The 17505-nt window shown below is 70.4% G+C and carries 16 protein-coding genes and 1 riboswitch; of the genes, 10 read left to right on the top strand and 6 right to left on the bottom strand.

Annotated elements, in window-relative coordinates; all coding sequences use genetic code 11:
• The first annotated feature begins 49 nt into the window (after nt 1-49).
• Together ABTY20_RS02575 and ABTY20_RS02570 are read left to right on the top strand one after the other, a co-directional pair.
• A complete protein-coding gene (locus ABTY20_RS02575; protein ID WP_351995175.1) occupies nt 50-1018 on the top strand; it encodes a diacylglycerol/lipid kinase family protein in 969 nt (322 codons plus the stop codon).
• A 319-nt stretch (nt 1019-1337) separates the two neighbouring features.
• On the top strand, nt 1338-1595 hold the full coding sequence (locus ABTY20_RS02570; protein WP_030219886.1) for a WhiB family transcriptional regulator: 258 nt from the start codon (nt 1338-1340) through the stop codon (nt 1593-1595).
• A gap of 138 nt (nt 1596-1733) precedes the next feature.
• On the opposite strand, the gene ABTY20_RS02565 is transcribed toward ABTY20_RS02570, so the two are convergent.
• Nucleotides 1734-3200, bottom strand: coding sequence for a sensor histidine kinase (locus tag ABTY20_RS02565; protein WP_351995346.1), 1467 nt, complete (start codon nt 3198-3200; stop codon nt 1734-1736).
• Nucleotides 3201-3710: 510 nt separating this feature from the next.
• Between ABTY20_RS02565 and nagB the strand changes: the two genes are divergently transcribed.
• The 7 genes from nagB to ABTY20_RS02530 all read left to right on the top strand — a co-directional run bounded on the left by nagB (nt 3711) and on the right by ABTY20_RS02530 (nt 11707).
• Nucleotides 3711-4496, top strand: coding sequence for a glucosamine-6-phosphate deaminase (gene nagB, locus ABTY20_RS02560; RefSeq protein WP_351995174.1), 786 nt, complete (start codon nt 3711-3713; stop codon nt 4494-4496).
• 157 nt (nt 4497-4653) lie between these two features.
• Nucleotides 4654-5418, top strand: a complete 765-nt coding sequence (locus ABTY20_RS02555) for a GntR family transcriptional regulator (protein WP_351995173.1) — start codon at nt 4654-4656, stop codon at nt 5416-5418.
• A 142-nt stretch (nt 5419-5560) separates the two neighbouring features.
• Nucleotides 5561-5827 (top strand): DUF3311 domain-containing protein, encoded by a 267-nt coding sequence (locus ABTY20_RS02550; RefSeq protein WP_351995172.1) that lies wholly within the window; start codon nt 5561-5563, stop codon nt 5825-5827.
• Nucleotides 5824-7452, top strand: a complete 1629-nt coding sequence (gene mctP, locus ABTY20_RS02545; protein ID WP_351995171.1) for a monocarboxylate uptake permease MctP — start codon at nt 5824-5826, stop codon at nt 7450-7452. Before ABTY20_RS02550 ends, mctP begins: the two co-directional genes overlap by 4 nt.
• Nucleotides 7453-7530: 78 nt before the next feature.
• Entirely contained in the window at nt 7531-8037 is a 507-nt protein-coding gene (locus ABTY20_RS02540) for a GNAT family N-acetyltransferase (RefSeq protein ID WP_351995170.1), read from the top strand.
• A gap of 12 nt (nt 8038-8049) precedes the next feature.
• A riboswitch (cobalamin riboswitch) is annotated at nt 8050-8214 on the top strand.
• 164 nt (nt 8215-8378) lie between these two features.
• On the top strand, nt 8379-10700 hold the full coding sequence (locus ABTY20_RS02535) for a ribonucleoside-diphosphate reductase subunit alpha (protein WP_351995345.1): 2322 nt from the start codon (nt 8379-8381) through the stop codon (nt 10698-10700).
• Nucleotides 10700-11707 carry a ribonucleotide-diphosphate reductase subunit beta gene (locus tag ABTY20_RS02530; RefSeq protein ID WP_351995169.1) on the top strand — a complete coding sequence of 336 codons (1008 nt, stop codon included), beginning with the start codon at nt 10700-10702 and terminating at the stop codon, nt 11705-11707. The genes ABTY20_RS02535 and ABTY20_RS02530 overlap by 1 nt, the downstream gene beginning before the upstream one ends.
• Before the next feature lie 24 nt (nt 11708-11731).
• On the opposite strand, the gene ABTY20_RS02525 is transcribed toward ABTY20_RS02530, so the two are convergent.
• The gene (locus ABTY20_RS02525) at nt 11732-11956 is read right to left on the bottom strand and encodes a hypothetical protein (protein ID WP_351995168.1); all 225 of its coding nucleotides are present in this window, start codon (nt 11954-11956) and stop codon (nt 11732-11734) included.
• A 93-nt stretch (nt 11957-12049) separates the two neighbouring features.
• On the opposite strand from ABTY20_RS02525, the gene ABTY20_RS02520 reads away from it, so the two are divergent.
• Nucleotides 12050-13012, top strand: a complete 963-nt coding sequence (locus ABTY20_RS02520; RefSeq protein WP_351995167.1) for a helix-turn-helix domain-containing protein — start codon at nt 12050-12052, stop codon at nt 13010-13012.
• Nucleotides 13013-13031: 19 nt separating this feature from the next.
• Here ABTY20_RS02520 and ABTY20_RS02515 read toward each other — a convergent pair whose 3' ends face one another.
• From ABTY20_RS02515 to ABTY20_RS02500, 4 genes are all read right to left on the bottom strand, one after another.
• On the bottom strand, nt 13032-14402 hold the full coding sequence (locus ABTY20_RS02515) for a bifunctional albaflavenone monooxygenase/terpene synthase (protein ID WP_351995166.1): 1371 nt from the start codon (nt 14400-14402) through the stop codon (nt 13032-13034).
• On the bottom strand, nt 14399-15484 hold the full coding sequence (gene cyc1 / locus ABTY20_RS02510; protein WP_351995165.1) for an epi-isozizaene synthase: 1086 nt from the start codon (nt 15482-15484) through the stop codon (nt 14399-14401). The genes ABTY20_RS02515 and cyc1 overlap by 4 nt, the downstream gene beginning before the upstream one ends.
• A gap of 219 nt (nt 15485-15703) precedes the next feature.
• Nucleotides 15704-16354, bottom strand: a complete 651-nt coding sequence (def, locus tag ABTY20_RS02505; protein ID WP_351995164.1) for a peptide deformylase — start codon at nt 16352-16354, stop codon at nt 15704-15706.
• 78 nt (nt 16355-16432) lie between these two features.
• On the bottom strand, nt 16433-17413 hold the full coding sequence (locus ABTY20_RS02500) for a tetratricopeptide repeat protein (RefSeq protein ID WP_351995163.1): 981 nt from the start codon (nt 17411-17413) through the stop codon (nt 16433-16435).
• Nucleotides 17414-17505: the final 92 nt, after the last annotated feature.

Below are 17505 nucleotides of genomic sequence, written 5' to 3'. Positions count from 1 at the left end.
ACCCGCCTCGGTCTGGGCCCGGTACCGCTCAGTAGGTACCCTGCACGTCATGCGTGCACTTCTCGTGGTCAACCCGGCGGCTACCACCACCAGTGCGCGTACGCGTGACGTGCTGATCCACGCGCTCGCCAGCGAGATGAAGCTCGAGGCGGTCACCACCGAGTACCGCGGACACGCGCGCGACCTGGGCCGGCAGGCCGCGCAGAGCGACGACATCGACCTGGTGGTGGCGCTCGGCGGGGACGGCACGGTCAACGAGGTGGTCAACGGTCTGCTGCACGCGGGGCCCGATCCGGAGCACCTGCCCGGTCTCGCCGTGGTCCCCGGCGGCTCCACCAACGTCTTCGCCCGCGCCCTGGGTCTGCCCAACCAGCCCGTGGAGGCCACCGGCGTCCTGCTGGACGCGCTGCGCGAGGGCCGGGAGCGCACCGTGGGCCTGGGGCTGACCTCGGGCACGCCGGGCTCGGAGGACGAGGCCGTCCCGGCCCGCTGGTTCACCTTCAACGCGGGGCTGGGCTTCGACGCCGGGGTGGTCGGCCGGGTGGAGCAGCAGCGGGAGCGCGGCAGGAAGTCGACCCACGCGCTGTACATGCGTCAGGTGGTCCGTCAGCTGCTCGGCGATCCGCACCGCCGGCGCGGGGTGATCACGCTGGAGCACCCGGGCGAGGAACCGGTCACCGATCTGGTGCTCTCCATAGTCTCGAACACCTCGCCCTGGACGTTCCTCGGCAATCGCCCGATCTACGCCTCGCCCCAGGCCTCGTTCGACACCGCGCTCGACCTCTTCGGTCTGAGGCGGCTCTCCACCGCCGCGGTTGCCCGGTATGGCACCCAGTTGCTCACTTCGTCCCCGGAGCGCGGACCCCGTGGCAGGCACGCGGTCTCCCGGCACGATCTGACGGGCTTCACCTTGCATTCGAAGGTGCCGCTGCCCCTCCAGATGGACGGTGACCACCTGGGGCTGCGAACCAGCGTGACGTTCACAGGCGTACGCCGTGCACTGCGTGTGATTGTGTGAGCAGAAAGGGCCAAAGTCCTTTCAGTCGAACGTTTAGGCCAGGATCCACCCCATGGAAGTACGGCTGTGACCTAGTCGACACCGAAGAATCAAAAAAAACTTTCCGGAAGGGGTTGTATCCGCCGCCGAGGTTTGCGAGTCTCTTCTTGGCGATCAGGACGGCCCCGCAACACCGGCCTCCACAGATCGCCGGAATCCCTCTTCAAACCCAAGGACCACGCCAGGGAACCTGGCGGTCGGCCCTTCCCTTGTCGGGGGATTCGTGAAAGCGTTCACATTCACAAGCAATCGCAGTACATACCCAGGAGAGGTAGCAGCCATGGACTGGCGTCACAACGCCGTTTGCCGCGAGGAAGACCCCGAGCTCTTCTTCCCCATCGGCAACACCGGTCCTGCGCTGCTGCAGATCGAGGAAGCCAAGGCCGTCTGCCGTCGCTGCCCGGTGATCGAGAGCTGCCTGCAGTGGGCGCTCGAGTCCGGTCAGGACAGCGGCGTCTGGGGTGGTCTCAGCGAGGACGAGCGTCGCGCGATGAAGCGCCGTGCCGCCCGCAACCGGGCCCGTCAGGCCTCCGCCTGACAACCCACCCCTGCTGACAGCCTGAGCTTGGCGGCGCGTACGGCGTGTACGCATCTCCCGCCCCCGAGCCGCAGCGCGCAGTTGAGCATGAGCCCCGGCCGCCTTCAGCGGTCCGGGGCTCCGTGCCGTCCGCGCCCGCTACTTGTCCGACTGCACCGGGATGTCCAGGATCACCCTGGTCCCCCGCTCCGGCGCCGGCACCATGTCGAAGGTGCCGCCCAACTCGCCCTCCACCAGGGTCCGCACGATCTGCAGGCCGAGGTTGCCCGCGGTGTGCGGGTCGAAGTCCTCGGGCAGCCCCACTCCGTCGTCCTGCACGGTGACCAGCAGGCGGGTCTCCTTCGAGGTGCCGCCGCGGACCGCCGACACCTCGACGGTGCCGGTGTCGCCCTCGGCGAAACCGTGCTCCAGGGCGTTCTGCAGCACCTCGGTCAGCACCATCGACAGCGGGGTGGCGACCTCGGCGTCGAGTATCCCGAAGCGGCCCGAGCGCCGACCGGTGACCTTGCCCGGGGAGATCTCGGCGACCATCGCGAGGACGCGGTCGGCGATCTCGTCGAACTCCACCCGCTCGTCCAGGTTCTGGGACAGCGTCTCGTGCACGATGGCGATGGACCCCACCCGGCGCACCGCCTCCTCCAGCGCCGCACGGCCGCGCTCGGACCCGATGCGCCGCGCCTGCAGGCGGAGCAGCGCCGCCACCGTCTGGAGGTTGTTCTTCACCCGGTGGTGGATCTCCCGGATGGTCGCGTCCTTGGTGATCAACTCTCGTTCGCGGCGGCGAAGTTCCGTGACGTCACGGAGCAGCACCAGCGAACCGATGCGCGTCCCCTTCGGCTTGAGCGGGATCGCCCGGAACTGGATCACCCCGTCGTGCGCCTCGATCTCGAACTCGCGCGGGGCCCAGCCGCTGGCGACCTTGGCCAGCGCCTCGTCCACCGGACCGCGGGAGGGGGCCAGTTCGGCGGTGGTCTGTCCGAGGTGATGACCCACCAGGTCGGCGGCGAGGCCCATGCGGTGGTACGCGGACAGGGCGTTCGGGGAGGCGTACTGGACGATGCCGTCGGCGTCGAGCCGGATCAGTCCGTCGCCGACCCGGGGCGAGGCGTCCATCTCGAGCTGCTGGTTCGCGAACGGGAAGGATCCGGCGGCGATCATCTGCGCGAGGTCGGAGGCGCTCTGGAGGTAGGTCAGCTCCAGCCGGCTCGGGGTGCGCACGGTGAGCAGGTTGGTGTTGCGCGCGATGACGCCGAGGACGCGCCCCTCGCGCCGCACGGGGATGGACTCGACCCGTACGGGGACCTCCTCGCGCCACTCCGGGTCCCCCTCGCGGACGATCCGTCCCTCGTCCAGGGCCGCGTCCAGCATGGGGCGGCGTCCGCGCGGGACGAGGTGACCGACCATGTCGTCCTGGTACGAGGTCGGGCCGGTGTTGGGCCGCATCTGGGCGACGGAGACGTAGCGGGTGCCGTCGCGGGTGGGGACCCACAGGACCAGGTCGGCGAAGGAGAGGTCGGAGAGCAGCTGCCACTCCGAGACCAGCAGGTGGAGCCACTCGAGATCGGTGTCGTCGAGGGCGGTGTGCTGGCGTACGAGTTCGTTCATGGAGGGCACGTCAGCGAGCGTACCCGGCGGTCCGCGGGACCGCGGAACACCCGCGGGCCGCGGCGCCTGAGAGGGACCCTCAACCCTCCCGGCACCGCAGCCCGGAGCTACGTCGGCCGTGGGGTGTGCGGTCCCGGTCGGCCGAGCGACGAGGAGCCGGGGCAGTCAGGGCAGAGAGCTCCGGTTCCTCGGTTCCGCCTTCCTGTGCGGGGAAGGCAGGCTTCTGGTGTGTCTCCTGTGCATTGTGGACTAGACCACTACTCCTGTAAATGCGCCGGACGCCGCCGGCCGGTGCCGCGCCGTCGCCCGCCCGGACGCACGGGCGTCCGTCACGCAGCCTAACCCGTGGGACCCCCGCACGGAGCCGGTCGGGCGGGGCAATTTCGGCGCGCGGCCACCGCGCCCGCTCTGTTAGATTGAGATTGGTCTAAACCACATTGCACCACCCTGCGGATCCACGCGCACGGATCCGGTCCCAGTCGAGTCCTCCAGAAGATCGGCAGGCCCACCGTGGAAGTTGTCATCGTTGCGGACGCCAAGGCGGGCGGCGAGCTCATCGCCGGGGCCATGGCACGGCTCCTGCGACGCAAGCCCGACGCCCTGCTCGGCGTGGCCACCGGCTCGACGCCGCTGCCCGTCTACGAGGCGCTGGCGGCCCGGGTGCGCTCCGGCGCCGTGGACACCTCACGGGCGCGGATCGCCCAGCTCGACGAGTACGTGGGACTGCCCGCCGACCACCCCGAGTCCTACCGTTCGGTGCTCCGGCGCGAGGTGCTGGAACCGCTCGGCATCGGGATGGACGCCTTCATGGGCCCCGACGGCACCGCCGAGGACGTGCAGGGCGCGTGCGAGGCCTACGACCGGGAGCTGACCGAGGCCGGCGGCGTGGACCTCCAGCTGCTCGGGATCGGCACGGACGGGCACATCGGATTCAACGAACCGTGTTCCTCGCTGGCCTCGCGCACCCGGATCAAGACGCTGACCGAGCAGACCCGGGTGGACAACGCCCGCTTCTTCGACGGTGACATCGACCAGGTCCCGCACCACGTGATCACCCAGGGCATCGGCACCATCCTGGAGGCCCGCCACCTGGTCCTGCTCGCCACCGGCGAGGGCAAGGCGGACGCGGTCGCCGCGACCGTCGAGGGACCGGTGGCGGCGGTGTGCCCGGCGTCCGCGCTGCAGCTCCACCCGCACGCCACGGTGGTCGTCGACGAGGCCGCCGCCGCCAAGCTGAAGCTCGCCGACTACTTCCGGCACACCTACGCGAACAAGCCGGACTGGCAGGGCGTCTGAACGCCCCTGCGTGGTCTGGACCATCCCCCGTCCCAGGGGTATACAAGGGAGATCACGGAGCGTGCGGGGCACATCCCCGCCCCGAGCCGTGCCACGATGTCAGCCGCGACCGACGGGACGCCGGTCGTTTCGGCACCCGGAGCCGGGAAGGCAGAGCATGAGCACCGACGTCAGCAGTGCGGAGAACGAGGGTGGGACCACGGTCCGTACGGCGCGTGTGCCCAAGTACTACCGGCTGAAGAAGCACCTGCTCGACATGACCGAGACGGCGCCGCCCGGCACGCCGGTCCCGCCCGAGCGCACCCTGGCGGCCGAGTTCGACACCTCGCGCACCACCGTGCGCCAGGCGCTCCAGGAGCTGGTGGTCGAGGGACGTCTGGAGCGCATCCAGGGCAAGGGGACCTTCGTCGCCAAGCCCAAGGTCTCCCAGGCTCTCCAGCTCACCTCGTACACCGAGGACATGCGCGCCCAGGGCCTGGAACCCACCTCGCAACTGCTGGACCTCGGCTACGTCACCGCCGACGACCGGCTCGCCGGGCTGCTCGACATCACGGCCGGCGGGCGGGTGCTGCGCATCGAGCGGCTGCGCATGGCCAACGGTGAGCCGATGGCCATCGAGACCACCCATCTGAGCGCCAAGCGCTTCCCGGCGCTGCGCCGCAGCCTGACGAAGTACACCTCCCTCTACACCGCCCTCGCCGAGGTGTACGACGTCCGTCTCGCGGAGGCCGAGGAGACCATCGAGACGTCCCTGGCCACTCCGCGCGAGGCCGGTCTGCTCGGCACCGACGTCGGCCTGCCGATGCTGATGCTGTCCCGGCACTCGCGGGACCGGGACGGACAGCCGGTGGAGTGGGTGCGGTCGGTGTACCGGGGCGACCGGTACAAGTTCGTCGCGCGCCTGAAGCGCCCCCAGGACTGAGCCCGCCCGCGCCGCTGTCGCCCCCCGGCGGGGCGGCGCCCGGGCGCCGCTGTGCGGACGAGGGGTTACGACCGCGCCGCCCCCTGATCTACATTTCCTGCGCATGACCGCCGGTGATCAGTGAGGGGACGGGAGCCGTCTGATGTCACAAGCCCCAGAAACCGGCGGAGGGCCGGTGGTGACGCCCGCGCGCGTCGTCATCGCCCTCTGCCTCGTCGCACCTTTCGTGGCCATGCTGTGGGTCGGGTCCTACGCGAAGACCGACCCGGTGTTCATCGGCATCCCGTTCTTCTACTGGTACCAGATGCTGTGGGTGCTGATCTCGACCGCCCTGACGATGGTCGCGTACAAGCTCTGGCAGCGTGACCAGCGCGCCCGCTCGGCCGCGAAGGGCGGTGCGGCGCGGTGAACGACGGTGTGAACGGCGTGGCGCTCGCCGTCTTCGTCTTCTTCTTCCTGCTGGTCACGGCGATGGGCTTCATGGCCTCGCGCTGGCGCAGGGCCGAGAACGAGCACAGCCTCGACGAGTGGGGCCTGGGCGGGCGGTCCTTCGGGACCTGGGTGACCTGGTTCCTGCTCGGCGGCGACCTGTACACCGCGTACACCTTCGTGGCCGTGCCGGCGGCGATCTACGCGGCGGGCGCGGCCGGCTTCTTCGCGGTGCCGTACACGATCCTGGTGTACCCGCTGATCTTCACCTTCCTGCCCCGGCTGTGGTCGGTGTCGCACCGGCACGGCTATGTGACGACGTCCGACTTCGTGCGCGGCCGGTTCGGCTCCAAGGGGCTGTCGCTGGCCGTCGCGGTCACCGGCATCCTGGCGACGATGCCGTACATCGCGCTCCAGCTGGTCGGCATCCAGGCCGTGCTGGACGTGATGGGCGTCGGCGGCGGCGAGGACACCAACTGGTTCGTCAAGGACCTGCCGCTGCTGATCGCCTTCGGCGTGCTGGCGGCGTACACGTACTCGTCGGGCCTGCGGGCGCCCGCGCTGATCGCGTTCGTCAAGGACACGCTGATCTACGTCGTCATCGCGGTGGCGATCATCTACATCCCGATCAAACTGGGCGGCTTCGACGAGATCTTCGCCAAGGCGGGCGAGGCGTACGGCCAGACCAACCCGGCCACGGGCGCACCGCGCGGTGCGACGGTGCCGGGCGAGGCGGGCCAGTGGACGTACGCCACGCTGGCGCTGGGCTCGGCGCTCGCGCTGTTCATGTACCCGCACTCGATCACGGCCACGCTGTCCTCGCGCAGCCGTGAGGTGATCCGCCGCAACACCACGATCCTGCCGCTGTACTCCCTGATGCTGGGCCTGCTGGCGCTGCTCGGCTTCATGGCGATCGCGGCCGGGGTCAAGGTCAGCAACGGCCAGCTGGCGATCCCCCAGCTCTTCGAGAACATGTTCCCGGACTGGTTCGCGGGCGTGGCCTTCGCAGCCATCGGCATCGGCGCGCTGGTGCCGGCGGCGATCATGTCGATCGCGGCGGCGAACCTCTTCACCCGCAACATCTACAAGGACTTCATCAAGCCGGACGCGACGCCGAAGCAGGAGACCCAGGTCTCCAAGATCGTGTCCCTGCTGGTGAAGGTGGGCGCCCTCGCCTTCGTCCTGACCATGGACAAGACGGTCGCGATCAACTTCCAGCTGCTGGGCGGCATCTGGATCCTGCAGACCTTCCCGGCGCTGGTGGGCGGTCTGTTCACCCGCTGGTTCCACCGCTGGGCGCTGATCGGCGGCTGGGCGGTCGGCATGGTCTACGGCACGGTCGCCGCGTACGGGGTGGCCTCGCCGACGCAGAAGCACTTCGGCGGGTCGTCGAAGGAGATCCCGGGCATCGGCGAGATCGGCTACATCGGTCTCACCGCGTTCGTGCTCAACGTCCTGGTCACGGTCGTCCTGACCTTCGTCCTTCGGGCCCTCAAGGCACCCGAGGGCATCGACCAGACCAAGCCGGAGGACTACACGGCGGACGCGGGCGACCCCGGTGTCCAGGTGGAGCTCCCGCCGGCCACGGCGGGCAGCAGCCACTGACGCCGTGGCCGCACCGGAGGACGGGCCGCCGGAGGAATCCGGCGGCCCGTCGTCGTACCCGTCCGGCACACTCCCCCCATGGACATCGTCATCCGGCCGGTGGAACCCGGCGAGCACGAGGAACTCGGTGAGATCACCGCGCAGGCCTATCTGCTGGACGGGCTGCTCGACTTCGGGGAGGACGACGCGTACCTCGGTGAGCTCGGGAACGTGGCGAAGCGGGCGGCCACCGCCGAGGTGCTGGTCGCCGTGGAGAACGGGGCGCTGCTCGGCGGGGTGACCTTCGTGCCGGGCCCCGGTCCGATGGCCGACCTGGCGGGGCCGGGCGAGGCGGAGATCCGGATGCTCGCGGTCGCCCGCACGGGACGGGGCAGGGGCGCCGGGGAGGCCCTGGTGCGTGCCTGTGTCGACCGGGCACGGGCCACCGAGGGCTGCGTACGGATCGTGCTGTCGACCCAGCGCACCATGTACTCCGCCCACCGCGTCTACGAGCGGCTGGGGTTCACCCGCACCCCGGAGCGCGACTGGAACCCGCTGCCGGAGCTGGACGACATCATGCTCCTCACCTATGAGTTGACGCTCTGAAACCAACGCGACACAAGATATGGGGTTGTCGGCGACGCCTGGCACAAGATGTATGCTCGTGCTCGCTGTCGCCGCAGGGGAATCCGGTGTGAATCCGGAACTGTCCCGCAACGGTGTACCCATGCCCGCGTGCGCGTGGGCGTCAGTCCGAGGACCTGCCGACAGTGCGCCCGGCCGTCCGGTCCGGGTGCCTGGACGTCCGGGCCTCGCGGAATGGGCCGGCGGACGCGACGCCCGTGTGCGTTCGTGTACTGCCCCCTGCGCTCTTCGAGGCCCCCGTGCCGAGCGAGGGAGAGCCCCACGTGACCATCGCGCCAGCCGATCCGGCCTCAGCGAGCGACATGACCGAGGAGAGCGGCGGCCCCGGTGCCGCGCTGCTGCGGACCCTGACCGAGCTGACCGCCGACCTGCCCGACGCCGACCCCGGCCGGGTCGCCGCCGCCGCGCTGCGCGGCCGGTCCGCGGCGGCCGACGAGGCGGAGCTGCGGGAACTCGCCACCGAGGCGGCGGCCGGGCTCATCTCGGAGGACCCGGCCTACTCCCGGCTCGCCGCGCGGCTGCTGACCATCGGCATCCGCGCCGAGGCCGCCTCGCAGGGCGTCACCTCGTTCACCGGCTCCGTCGCGACCGGGCACCGCGAGGGGCTGATCGCCGACCGGACCGCCGGATTCGTCCGGCTGCACGCCGCCCGCCTGGACGCGCTGGTCGACCCCCGGGCCGACGACCGCTTCGGCTACTTCGGCCTGCGCACCCTGTACAGCCGCTACCTGCTGCGGCACCCGCTCACCCGCAAGGTCGTCGAGACGCCCCAGCACTTCCTGCTGCGGGTGGCCTGCGGCCTCGCCGAGGACGACAGCACCCGCGCGGTGGACGAGGTCGCCGCGCTGTACGGGCTGATGAGCCGGCTGGACTACCTGCCCTCCTCCCCCACGCTGTTCAACTCCGGCACCCGGCACCCGCAGATGTCCTCCTGCTACCTGCTGGACTCCCCCAGGGACGAGCTGGACTCGATCTACGACCGCTACCACCAGGTCGCCCGCCTCTCCAAGCACGCCGGCGGCATCGGCCTGTCCTACTCCCGCGTCCGCGCCCGGGGGTCGCTGATCCGCGGCACCAACGGGCACTCCAACGGCATCGTCCCGTTCCTCAAGACGCTGGACGCCTCGGTCGCCGCCGTGAACCAGGGCGGCAGGCGCAAGGGGGCGGCGGCGGTCTACCTGGAGACCTGGCACTCCGACGTCGAGGAGTTCCTGGAGCTGCGCGACAACACCGGTGAGGACGCCCGTCGCACGCACAACCTGAACCTCGCGCACTGGGTGCCGGACGAGTTCATGCGCCGGGTGGACGCCGACGGGCCGTGGTCGCTGTTCTCCCCGGCGGACGTGCCCGAACTGGTCGACCTGTGGGGCGAGGAGTTCGACGCGGCCTACCGGGCCGCCGAGGCGAGGGGCCTGGCGAGGAAGACCCTCCCGGCCCGTGAGCTGTACGGCCGCATGATGCGCACCCTCGCACAGACCGGCAACGGCTGGATGACCTTCAAGGACGCCGCCAACCGCACGGCGAACCAGACCGCCGAGCCGGGCCACGTCATCCACTCCTCCAACCTCTGCACGGAGATCCTGGAGGTCACCGACGACGGGGAGACGGCGGTCTGCAACCTGGGGTCGGTCAACCTCGGCGCCTTCGTGGCGGACGGGGACGTCGACTGGGAACGCCTGGACGAGACCGTGCGCACGGCCGTGACGTTCCTGGACCGGGTCGTCGACATCAACTTCTACCCGACCGAACAGGCGGGCCGTTCCAACGCCCGCTGGCGCCCCGTCGGTCTCGGCGCCATGGGCCTGCAGGACGTCTTCTTCAAGCTGCGGCTGCCCTTCGACTCCCCGGAGGCGAAGGCGCTGTCCACGCGGATCGCCGAACGGATCATGCTCGCCGCGTACGAGACCTCCGCCGGCCTCGCCGAGCGCAGCGGCCCGCTCCCGGCCTGGGAGAAGACCCGTACCGCCCGGGGCGTGCTGCACCCCGACCACTACGACGCCGAGCTCACCTGGCCGGAGCGCTGGGCGGCGCTGCGGACGCGGATCGCGGCCACCGGGATGCGCAACTCGCTGCTGCTGGCGATCGCGCCCACCGCCACCATCGCCTCGATCGCGGGCGTGTACGAGTGCATCGAGCCGCAGGTGTCCAACCTGTTCAAGCGCGAGACGCTGTCCGGGGAGTTCCTCCAGGTCAATTCGTACCTGGTGGACGACCTGAAGCGGCTCGGGGTGTGGGACGCGCGCACCCGTGAGGCGCTGCGCGAGGCGGGCGGCTCGGTGCAGGACTTCGCGTGGATCCCCGAGGAGGTGCGCCGGCTGTACCGCACGGCGTGGGAGATCCCGCAGCGCGGTCTGATCGACATGGCCGCCGCCCGCACCCCGTTCCTGGACCAGGCGCAGTCGCTCAACCTGTTCCTGGAGACGCCGACCATCGGCAAGCTCTCCTCGATGTACGTCTACGCCTGGAAGCAGGGCCTGAAGACCACGTACTACCTGCGCTCCCGCCCGGCCACCCGGATCGCCCGTGCGGCGGCCCGGACCACCGTCCCCGTTCAGCAGGCGGCCGACCCCGAGGCCGTCGCCTGCTCCCTGGAAAACCCCGAGTCCTGCGAGGCCTGCCAGTGATGACGACGAAGAACCTGCTCGACCCCGGCTTCGAGCTGACCCTCCGCCCCATGCGCTACCCCGACTTCTACGAGCGCTACCGGGACGCCATCAAGAACACCTGGCACGTGGAGGAGGTCGACCTCCACTCGGACGTGGCCGACCTCGCGAAGCTCAGCCCCGAGGAGCAGCACCTGATCGGCCGGCTGGTCGCGTTCTTCGCGACGGGCGACTCGATCGTGGCGAACAACCTGGTGCTGACCCTGTACAAGCACATCAACTCCCCCGAGGCGCGGCTGTACCTGTCGCGGCAGCTCTTCGAGGAGGCGGTGCACGTCCAGTTCTACCTGACCCTGCTGGACACCTATCTGCCCGACCCCGACGACCGGGCGGCGGCCTTCGCGGCCGTGGAGAACATCCCGTCCATCCGGGAGAAGGCCGAGTTCTGCTTCAGGTGGATGGACTCGGTGGAGGAGATCGACCGGCTGGAGACGCGGGCCGACCGCCGCCGCTTCCTGCTGAACCTGATCTGCTTCGCCGCGTGCATCGAGGGCCTGTTCTTCTACGGGGCCTTCGCCTACGTCTACTGGTTCCGCGGCCGGGGTCTGCTGCACGGACTGGCCACCGGCACCAACTGGGTGTTCCGCGACGAGACGATGCACATGTCCTTCGCCTTCGACGTGGTCGACACCGTGCGCAAGGAGGAGCCGGAGCTCTTCGACGAGCAGCTGGGACAGCAGGTCACCGACATGCTGCGCGAGGCGGTCGAGGCGGAGCTGCAGTTCGCGCGCGACCTGTGCGGGGACGGGCTGCCGGGCATGAACACCGAGTCGATGCGGCAGTACCTGGAGTGCGTCGCCGACCAGCGGCTGGTGCGGCTGGGCTTCGCGCCGGTGTACGGCTCGGAGAACCCGTTCTCCTTCATGGAGCTCCAGGGCGTCCAGGAGCTGACGAACTTCTTCGAGCGACGCCCGTCCGCGTACCAGGTCGCCGTGGAGGGCACGGTCGACCTGGACGAGGACTTCTAGGACGTCGCGCGCCCCGGTGCCGTCTCACACCGTCCTCGTGGTGCGAGGTGGGACGGCGCCCCGTGCCGGGCGGGCCGCGGACGGCCGGGAGCGGCGCCCGGCGGCGGCACGCCCGGCCTCGGCCCGCTCGATCTGCCGGTCGATCCGGCGGTCGTGCGCGATGCCGATCACGGCGGGGAGGATCATGAGGACGAACAGGCCGAGAACGGCCACCATCGAGACCAGTGCTTCCGTCTGTGTCGTATCCATGGACACCACTGTCCCGCCCGATACTCCTTACCGACAGTGGCAGGACTGTCGTACACCCTCGATTTACTGCCAAGAACGCGGCACACTGGAGCCATGCTCCGGAATGTGGCCGCCGTCCTCCTCGACGGTGTGAACCCCTTCGAACTCGGCGTGGTCTGCGAGGTCTTCGGCGTCGACCGCAGCGACGACGGGCTGCCGGTCTACGACTTCGCCGTCGCCTCGGCCGACGGTCCCGTGGTGCGCACCAACACGGGCTTCTCCCTCCAGGTCGAGCACGGTCTGGAGCGTCTGGAGACGGCCGACCTCATCGCCGTGCCCGCCGGCGCCTCCTACGTCTCCCGGGAGTTCCCGCCCGAGCTGCTGGACGCCCTGCGCCGGGGCGTGGACCGGGGCGCGCGGGTGCTGAGCGTCTGCTCCGGGGTGTTCGTGCTCGCCGCCGCCGGACTCCTCGACGGCCGGCGGGCCGCCGCCCACTGGAAGCACGCGGAGGACCTGACCGAACGGCACCCCCATCTGACGGTCGAGCCGGACGTGCTCTACGTCGACGAGGACCCGGTGTTCACCTCCGCGGGGACCGCCGCCGGCATCGACGCCTGTCTGCATCTGGTGCGCAAGGAGCAGGGGCCGGAGGTGGCCAACAGGATCGCCCGGCGCATGGTGGTGCCCCCGCACCGCGACGGCGGGCAGGCCCAGTACATCGAGCGCCCGCTGCCGCGGTCCGGGGGCGACACCGTCTCCGAGGTGCTGGTGTGGATGGAGCGGCACCTCGACGAGGAGGTCACCGTCGAGCAGCTCGCCGCCCGCGCCCGCATGTCACCGCGCACCTTCGCCCGCCGCTTCCAGCAGGAGACCGGCACCACGCCCTACCGCTGGATCCTGCGTCAGCGGGTGCTGCTGGCGCAGGATCTGCTGGAGGCGACGGACGAGACGGTGGACGCGATCGCGGGCCGCACCGGCTTCGGCAACGCGGCGGCGCTGCGCCACCACTTCACCCGTGTCGTCGGTACCACCCCGCACGCCTACCGGCGCGCGTTCAGGGGCCCGGAAGTCGCCTGAGCGCGCGCCGAGCGGCCGGTCAGCGGGGCACCGCCCGCAGCCTCAGGCCACGCGGCCGGAGCGTGATGCCGATCCGGGGCCGGGTGTCGGAGCCGGACGCGTGCTCGAAGCGGTAGGCGGAGGCGACCACCGCGGTGATGAGCGTGAGCTCGGCCATCGAGAAGTGGTCGCTGGGGCACTTGCGGTTGCCCACGCTGAACGGGCTCATCGCGTACCTGGGCACGTCCCCCGCCCGCTCGGGCAGCCAGCGGTCGGGGTCGAACTCCTCGTGCCGCGCGTACGACCGCCGGTCGCGCTGGATCGCGTACGGGCTGTAGATGAGGTCCGCGCCCCGGGGAATGCGGTATCCGCCGAGTTCCGTGTCGGTCACCGCGCGGCGGGTCAATACCCATACGGCCGGATACAACCGCAGGGTCTCGACGACGACATTCGCGGTGTACGTCAGCTTCCGGAGGTCCTCGAATGCGACCGGGCGGTCCCCCACGACGGTTTTCACCTCGTCGCGGATCTTCTCGCCGAGTTCCGGGTGCTCGGTGAGAACCAGGAGGAGCGACATGACCGTGGCCCCGACGGTTTCGGCACCGGGGGTGAGTATGGCGATGACCTGGTCGTGGATCTCCTGTTCTCCTATGGGCTCGCCCTTCTCGTCCTTCGCCTCCAGCAAAGCCGTCAGCAAGTCGTTCGGTTTTTGACCGCTTGCCCGTCGGTCGGCGACGATCTCGTCGACCAGGACGTGCAAATCGGCCAGGGCGCGGTTGAATTCCCGGTTGGCCGGAAGCGGCACCTTGTACAGCGGCCCGAGCGGTACCACCATCCGCTGGTACATGCCGCTGAAGAGCGTGGCGAGGTCGGCGCAGATGCGGTCGGCCCTGGCGTCCATGTAGCTGCCGCGCATCAGACAGCGGGCGGTCACCCGGACGGCCGCGCGGAAGGACTCCACCGTGACGTCCAGCACCTCGCCGGAGCGCCAGCGCTCCACGAGCGCGTACGCCTCCTCCACCATGATCGGCCCGTACGCGGGGATGGCGTCGAGCCGGAAGGCGGGCTGGATGGTGCGGCGCTGGCGCCGGTGCAGCGGGCCGTTGGCGGTGGCGACGCCCTCCTTGCCGAGCAGGTCCTCCAGGGACTCCCACAGCGGTCCGGCGATGATGTAGTCGGGGCTCAGCGCCACCGCCCCGGTGAGGGCGGGGGTGGTGACGGCGTACACGGTCTTCGGCCCGAGCCTGAGGCGCACGACGTCGCCGTGGTCGCGCAGCCGGGTCATGAAGGCCAGCGGATCGCGCGCCAGTTTCCAGCCGTGCCCGAGGAGCGGGACGCCCCCGCCGGCCACGGGCGGCTCGCGCAGCGGGGCCGCCTCGGACGCCGCGGGGTCCACGGACTCGACGGTCATGACTCACCTGCCGCTTCGTCGGTGACGTACGGGGGCGTCGACCGGTCGTCCCAGCTGTCGACCCGGTACCGGCCGGACTCGTGGTGGAACCAGTAGACGGAGCTGAACCAGTTCCGCATGTTGCCGACGCAGGCGCGCACGACGGCGCTTCTCTCCTTCCCCCCCACCGTGCCGTCGTCGAGGGTGTCCGCGAAACGCAGGGCCTCCCGTTCGGCGTCCTGGAATTCGCTGATGCATTCCTCGACGCGACGCCTCAGGTCCACGATCGCCTCTTCGATCGTCATTCCCTCGTGAGTGATGAGGCTGATGCCGAGGTTGTGCACCTCACTGCCCGCTATTTCCTTCGGCAGGGAACAGAGGTCGTTGTACCAGGCGGCGAATTCCTGACTGAGCAGTGCCGCCTTCCGGTAGGCGGGGTTCTTCCTCACCCCGTCCGGCAGTTCACTGCCCGCGCTCGGCTCCAGGAGGTCGGTCCAGATCCAGTGCGCGAAGGTGAGCCGGCGCAGTTCCAGGTATTCCTCGACGGTGGGGACGATCCCCTCCGTACGGTTGTGGAATTCCCGGTCGTACGCCTCGATCACCTCGTGGAAGTGCCGGGCGAACCGGTCGTTCCAGCCGCCCGGCAGGAACCCGTACAGCCGCTCCACACTGTCCGCGAGCCCCGCCACCACCGGATCCCCGTGTCCCACGTGGTCGCCGGGGCTGTCGAGGGCCCCGTGCAGCCGGTCCTTCAGCCGCCGCCAGGCGGCGTGGCGGCCGTGCACGATGTCGCGGTCGTGCCGGTCGTCCCAGACGAAGAACCACGCGCTGTAGTCCGCTATCGCCTGCAGGACGTCGTCGGGGGCGTCCACGTAGTAGCCCGCCATGAGGTCGGTGTAGCACAGGCCGTCGGCGTGTTCCTCCACCTTGTCCGCCGGCATGAGCCGCTTTTCGAGCAGCCATGCCCGGGTCGTCTCCTGCAGTCGCGGTCCATACGGGTGGAGTTGCCGGGGAAATGCCGCCTCGATCACCGGGAGGGACAGTGCCGGTGGAACCGCGATGGTGGTCGGTGTCGATGTGGTGCCGTGTGATACAGCCTGCACGAACAGTCCCCTCTCTGCCGCCAGTCGACGTACGCCCACCGCTGAGCCGGGCGCACGCCGTGCGTATCCCCGTACCTCCATTCAGCACCACAACTGACCGTTCCGGGAACGGATTTGCTTCTTTCACCCCCCTTGGTGCCGTACACCTGAACGGCGCCCGATCGAAGAGGTGCTCGATCGGGCGCCGTCGGTGAGGAGGCGGAAGGGCTCCGGGGCCGGTCAGTCGTTGGCCACCACGGGGTAGCGCGGCTCGTTCTCGGCCATCTGCCGCAACGCGTCCTTGCGCTCGCGCTTGGACAGCCGGTCGATGTAGAGGTAGCCGTAGAGGTGGTCGGTCTCGTGCTGCAGGCACCGCGCGAAGTACCCGGTGCCGCGTACCCGGACCGGGTTGCCCTTCTCGTCCTGTCCGGTCACTTCGGCGTAGTCGGGGCGCGCCAGCGGCATGTACGCGGTGGGCACCGACAGGCAGCCCTCGTTGCTGTCGTCCAGCCGGCGCCGCTCGGCGGGCAGTTCGACCAGCTTGGGGTTGCAGACCACCCCGACGTGCCGCACGCCCTCGTCGTCCGGGCAGTCGTAGACGAAGACCTTCTTGCCCACACCGATCTGGTTGGCGGCCAGACCCACGCCCTCGGCGGTGCGCTGGCTGGCGAACATGTCGGCGACCAGCTGCTGGAACTCCTCGCCGAAGTCCGTGACGTCCTCGCACTCCTGGTGCAGCACCGGGTTGCCGACCACGGTGATCGGACGCGAGGTGCCGCGCTCCCGCCAGGCCGCCTCGCGCTCCTCGCAGTCCTCCGTGTCGATGACGTACCCCTCGTCGTCGACGGGGAGCACGCCCGCGTGCTGCTGATCGGTGTCCTGCTGAGCCATGACCGACGTGTGCCTTCCTGAGTAAAACCGGGGTGTGACGCTGATACAGGGTACGGCGAACGATCCGCGCGCCCGTCCTCAACAGACCTCTTCGAGATCCCGCCAGTCGCGGGAGTCCGGGCTGTCCGCGACCCACCCGTCGAGCAGCCCCCGGACCAGGGACGCCGGCGCGGCGATCCCGCACTCCCGCTCGGGCACCCACAGCTGCCCGTCCGTGCGGTGCCCGAGCGGCCCGGGGTGCCCCGGCTCGCTGTGGTCGTGCGGGTCCAGGTGCTCGCCCTCCCCCTCGTCGGACGGCATCCGGGACTCCGAGCACATCCGGCACAACAGCCGTACGGAGGACGACCAGTCCTCGGCCGCGAACCCGGCGTCGGACGCCAGCTGCTCCAGCGCGTCCCGGTCGGCCTCGGTCGCGGCCTCCAGCAGCACCACCCAGGTCGGCACCGGCGAGGGCGCCCACAACTCGATCTCGTCGAACACCGGGTAGGTGTGCCCGGCGGCGGTGCTCCGCTCCCCGTGCGGCACGCCGTCGTGCAGGACGACCTCGCCCCAGCGGCGCCCGGAGGACGGCAGCGGGATGGACAGCACCTCGATCCGGGCCGGGTCGAGGCGTCGCCCCCACACCACCTCCGCCTCCCCCTCCGGGGAGAGCCGTACGGCCGCGCTGCCCAGGTCCATGCCGAGCGGCTCGCCGGAGTCGGTGGCCGGGCCGGGCACCTTGAGCCCGTAGGCCTGCCAGGCCCGCCGGGCCAGCGGCCAGTCCTGCAGGGCGGTGGCGGCGATGCCGACGTTCCACCAGTCGGGAGCCCCCGTGGCGCGGTCGAGCAGGGCCACGGCCCGCAGTCCGGCGGTCCGCGCCTGTTCCCAGTCGTGCCGGAACTTGTGCAGCAGCGCGAGGTTGAACCAGGACTCCGACAACCAGGGCTCCAGATCGGCGGCACGGGTCAGGAGCGCACCCGCGTCCTCGTACCGGCCGTCGCCGATGAGCGTGAACGCACGGTCCGTGGCCTGCCGCCAGGAGGCGGAGGGCCGGTGCCTTCCCTTGCCGAAGATCCTCACGATTCCCGCCTGCCAGTTCCGTCGGTGGGCCGGCCGTACCTGTCCGTGCCCCCCGGACACCCTCTCCTTCGCATCCAACCACGTACGGCCAC

The sequence above is a fragment of the Streptomyces sp. NPDC126497 genome (assembly GCF_040302425.1).
In the GTDB taxonomy this organism is placed as follows: domain Bacteria; phylum Actinomycetota; class Actinomycetes; order Streptomycetales; family Streptomycetaceae; genus Streptomyces.
The sequence above is the reverse complement of the archived record's forward strand: the minus strand, read 5'-3'. Positions and strand labels throughout refer to the sequence as shown.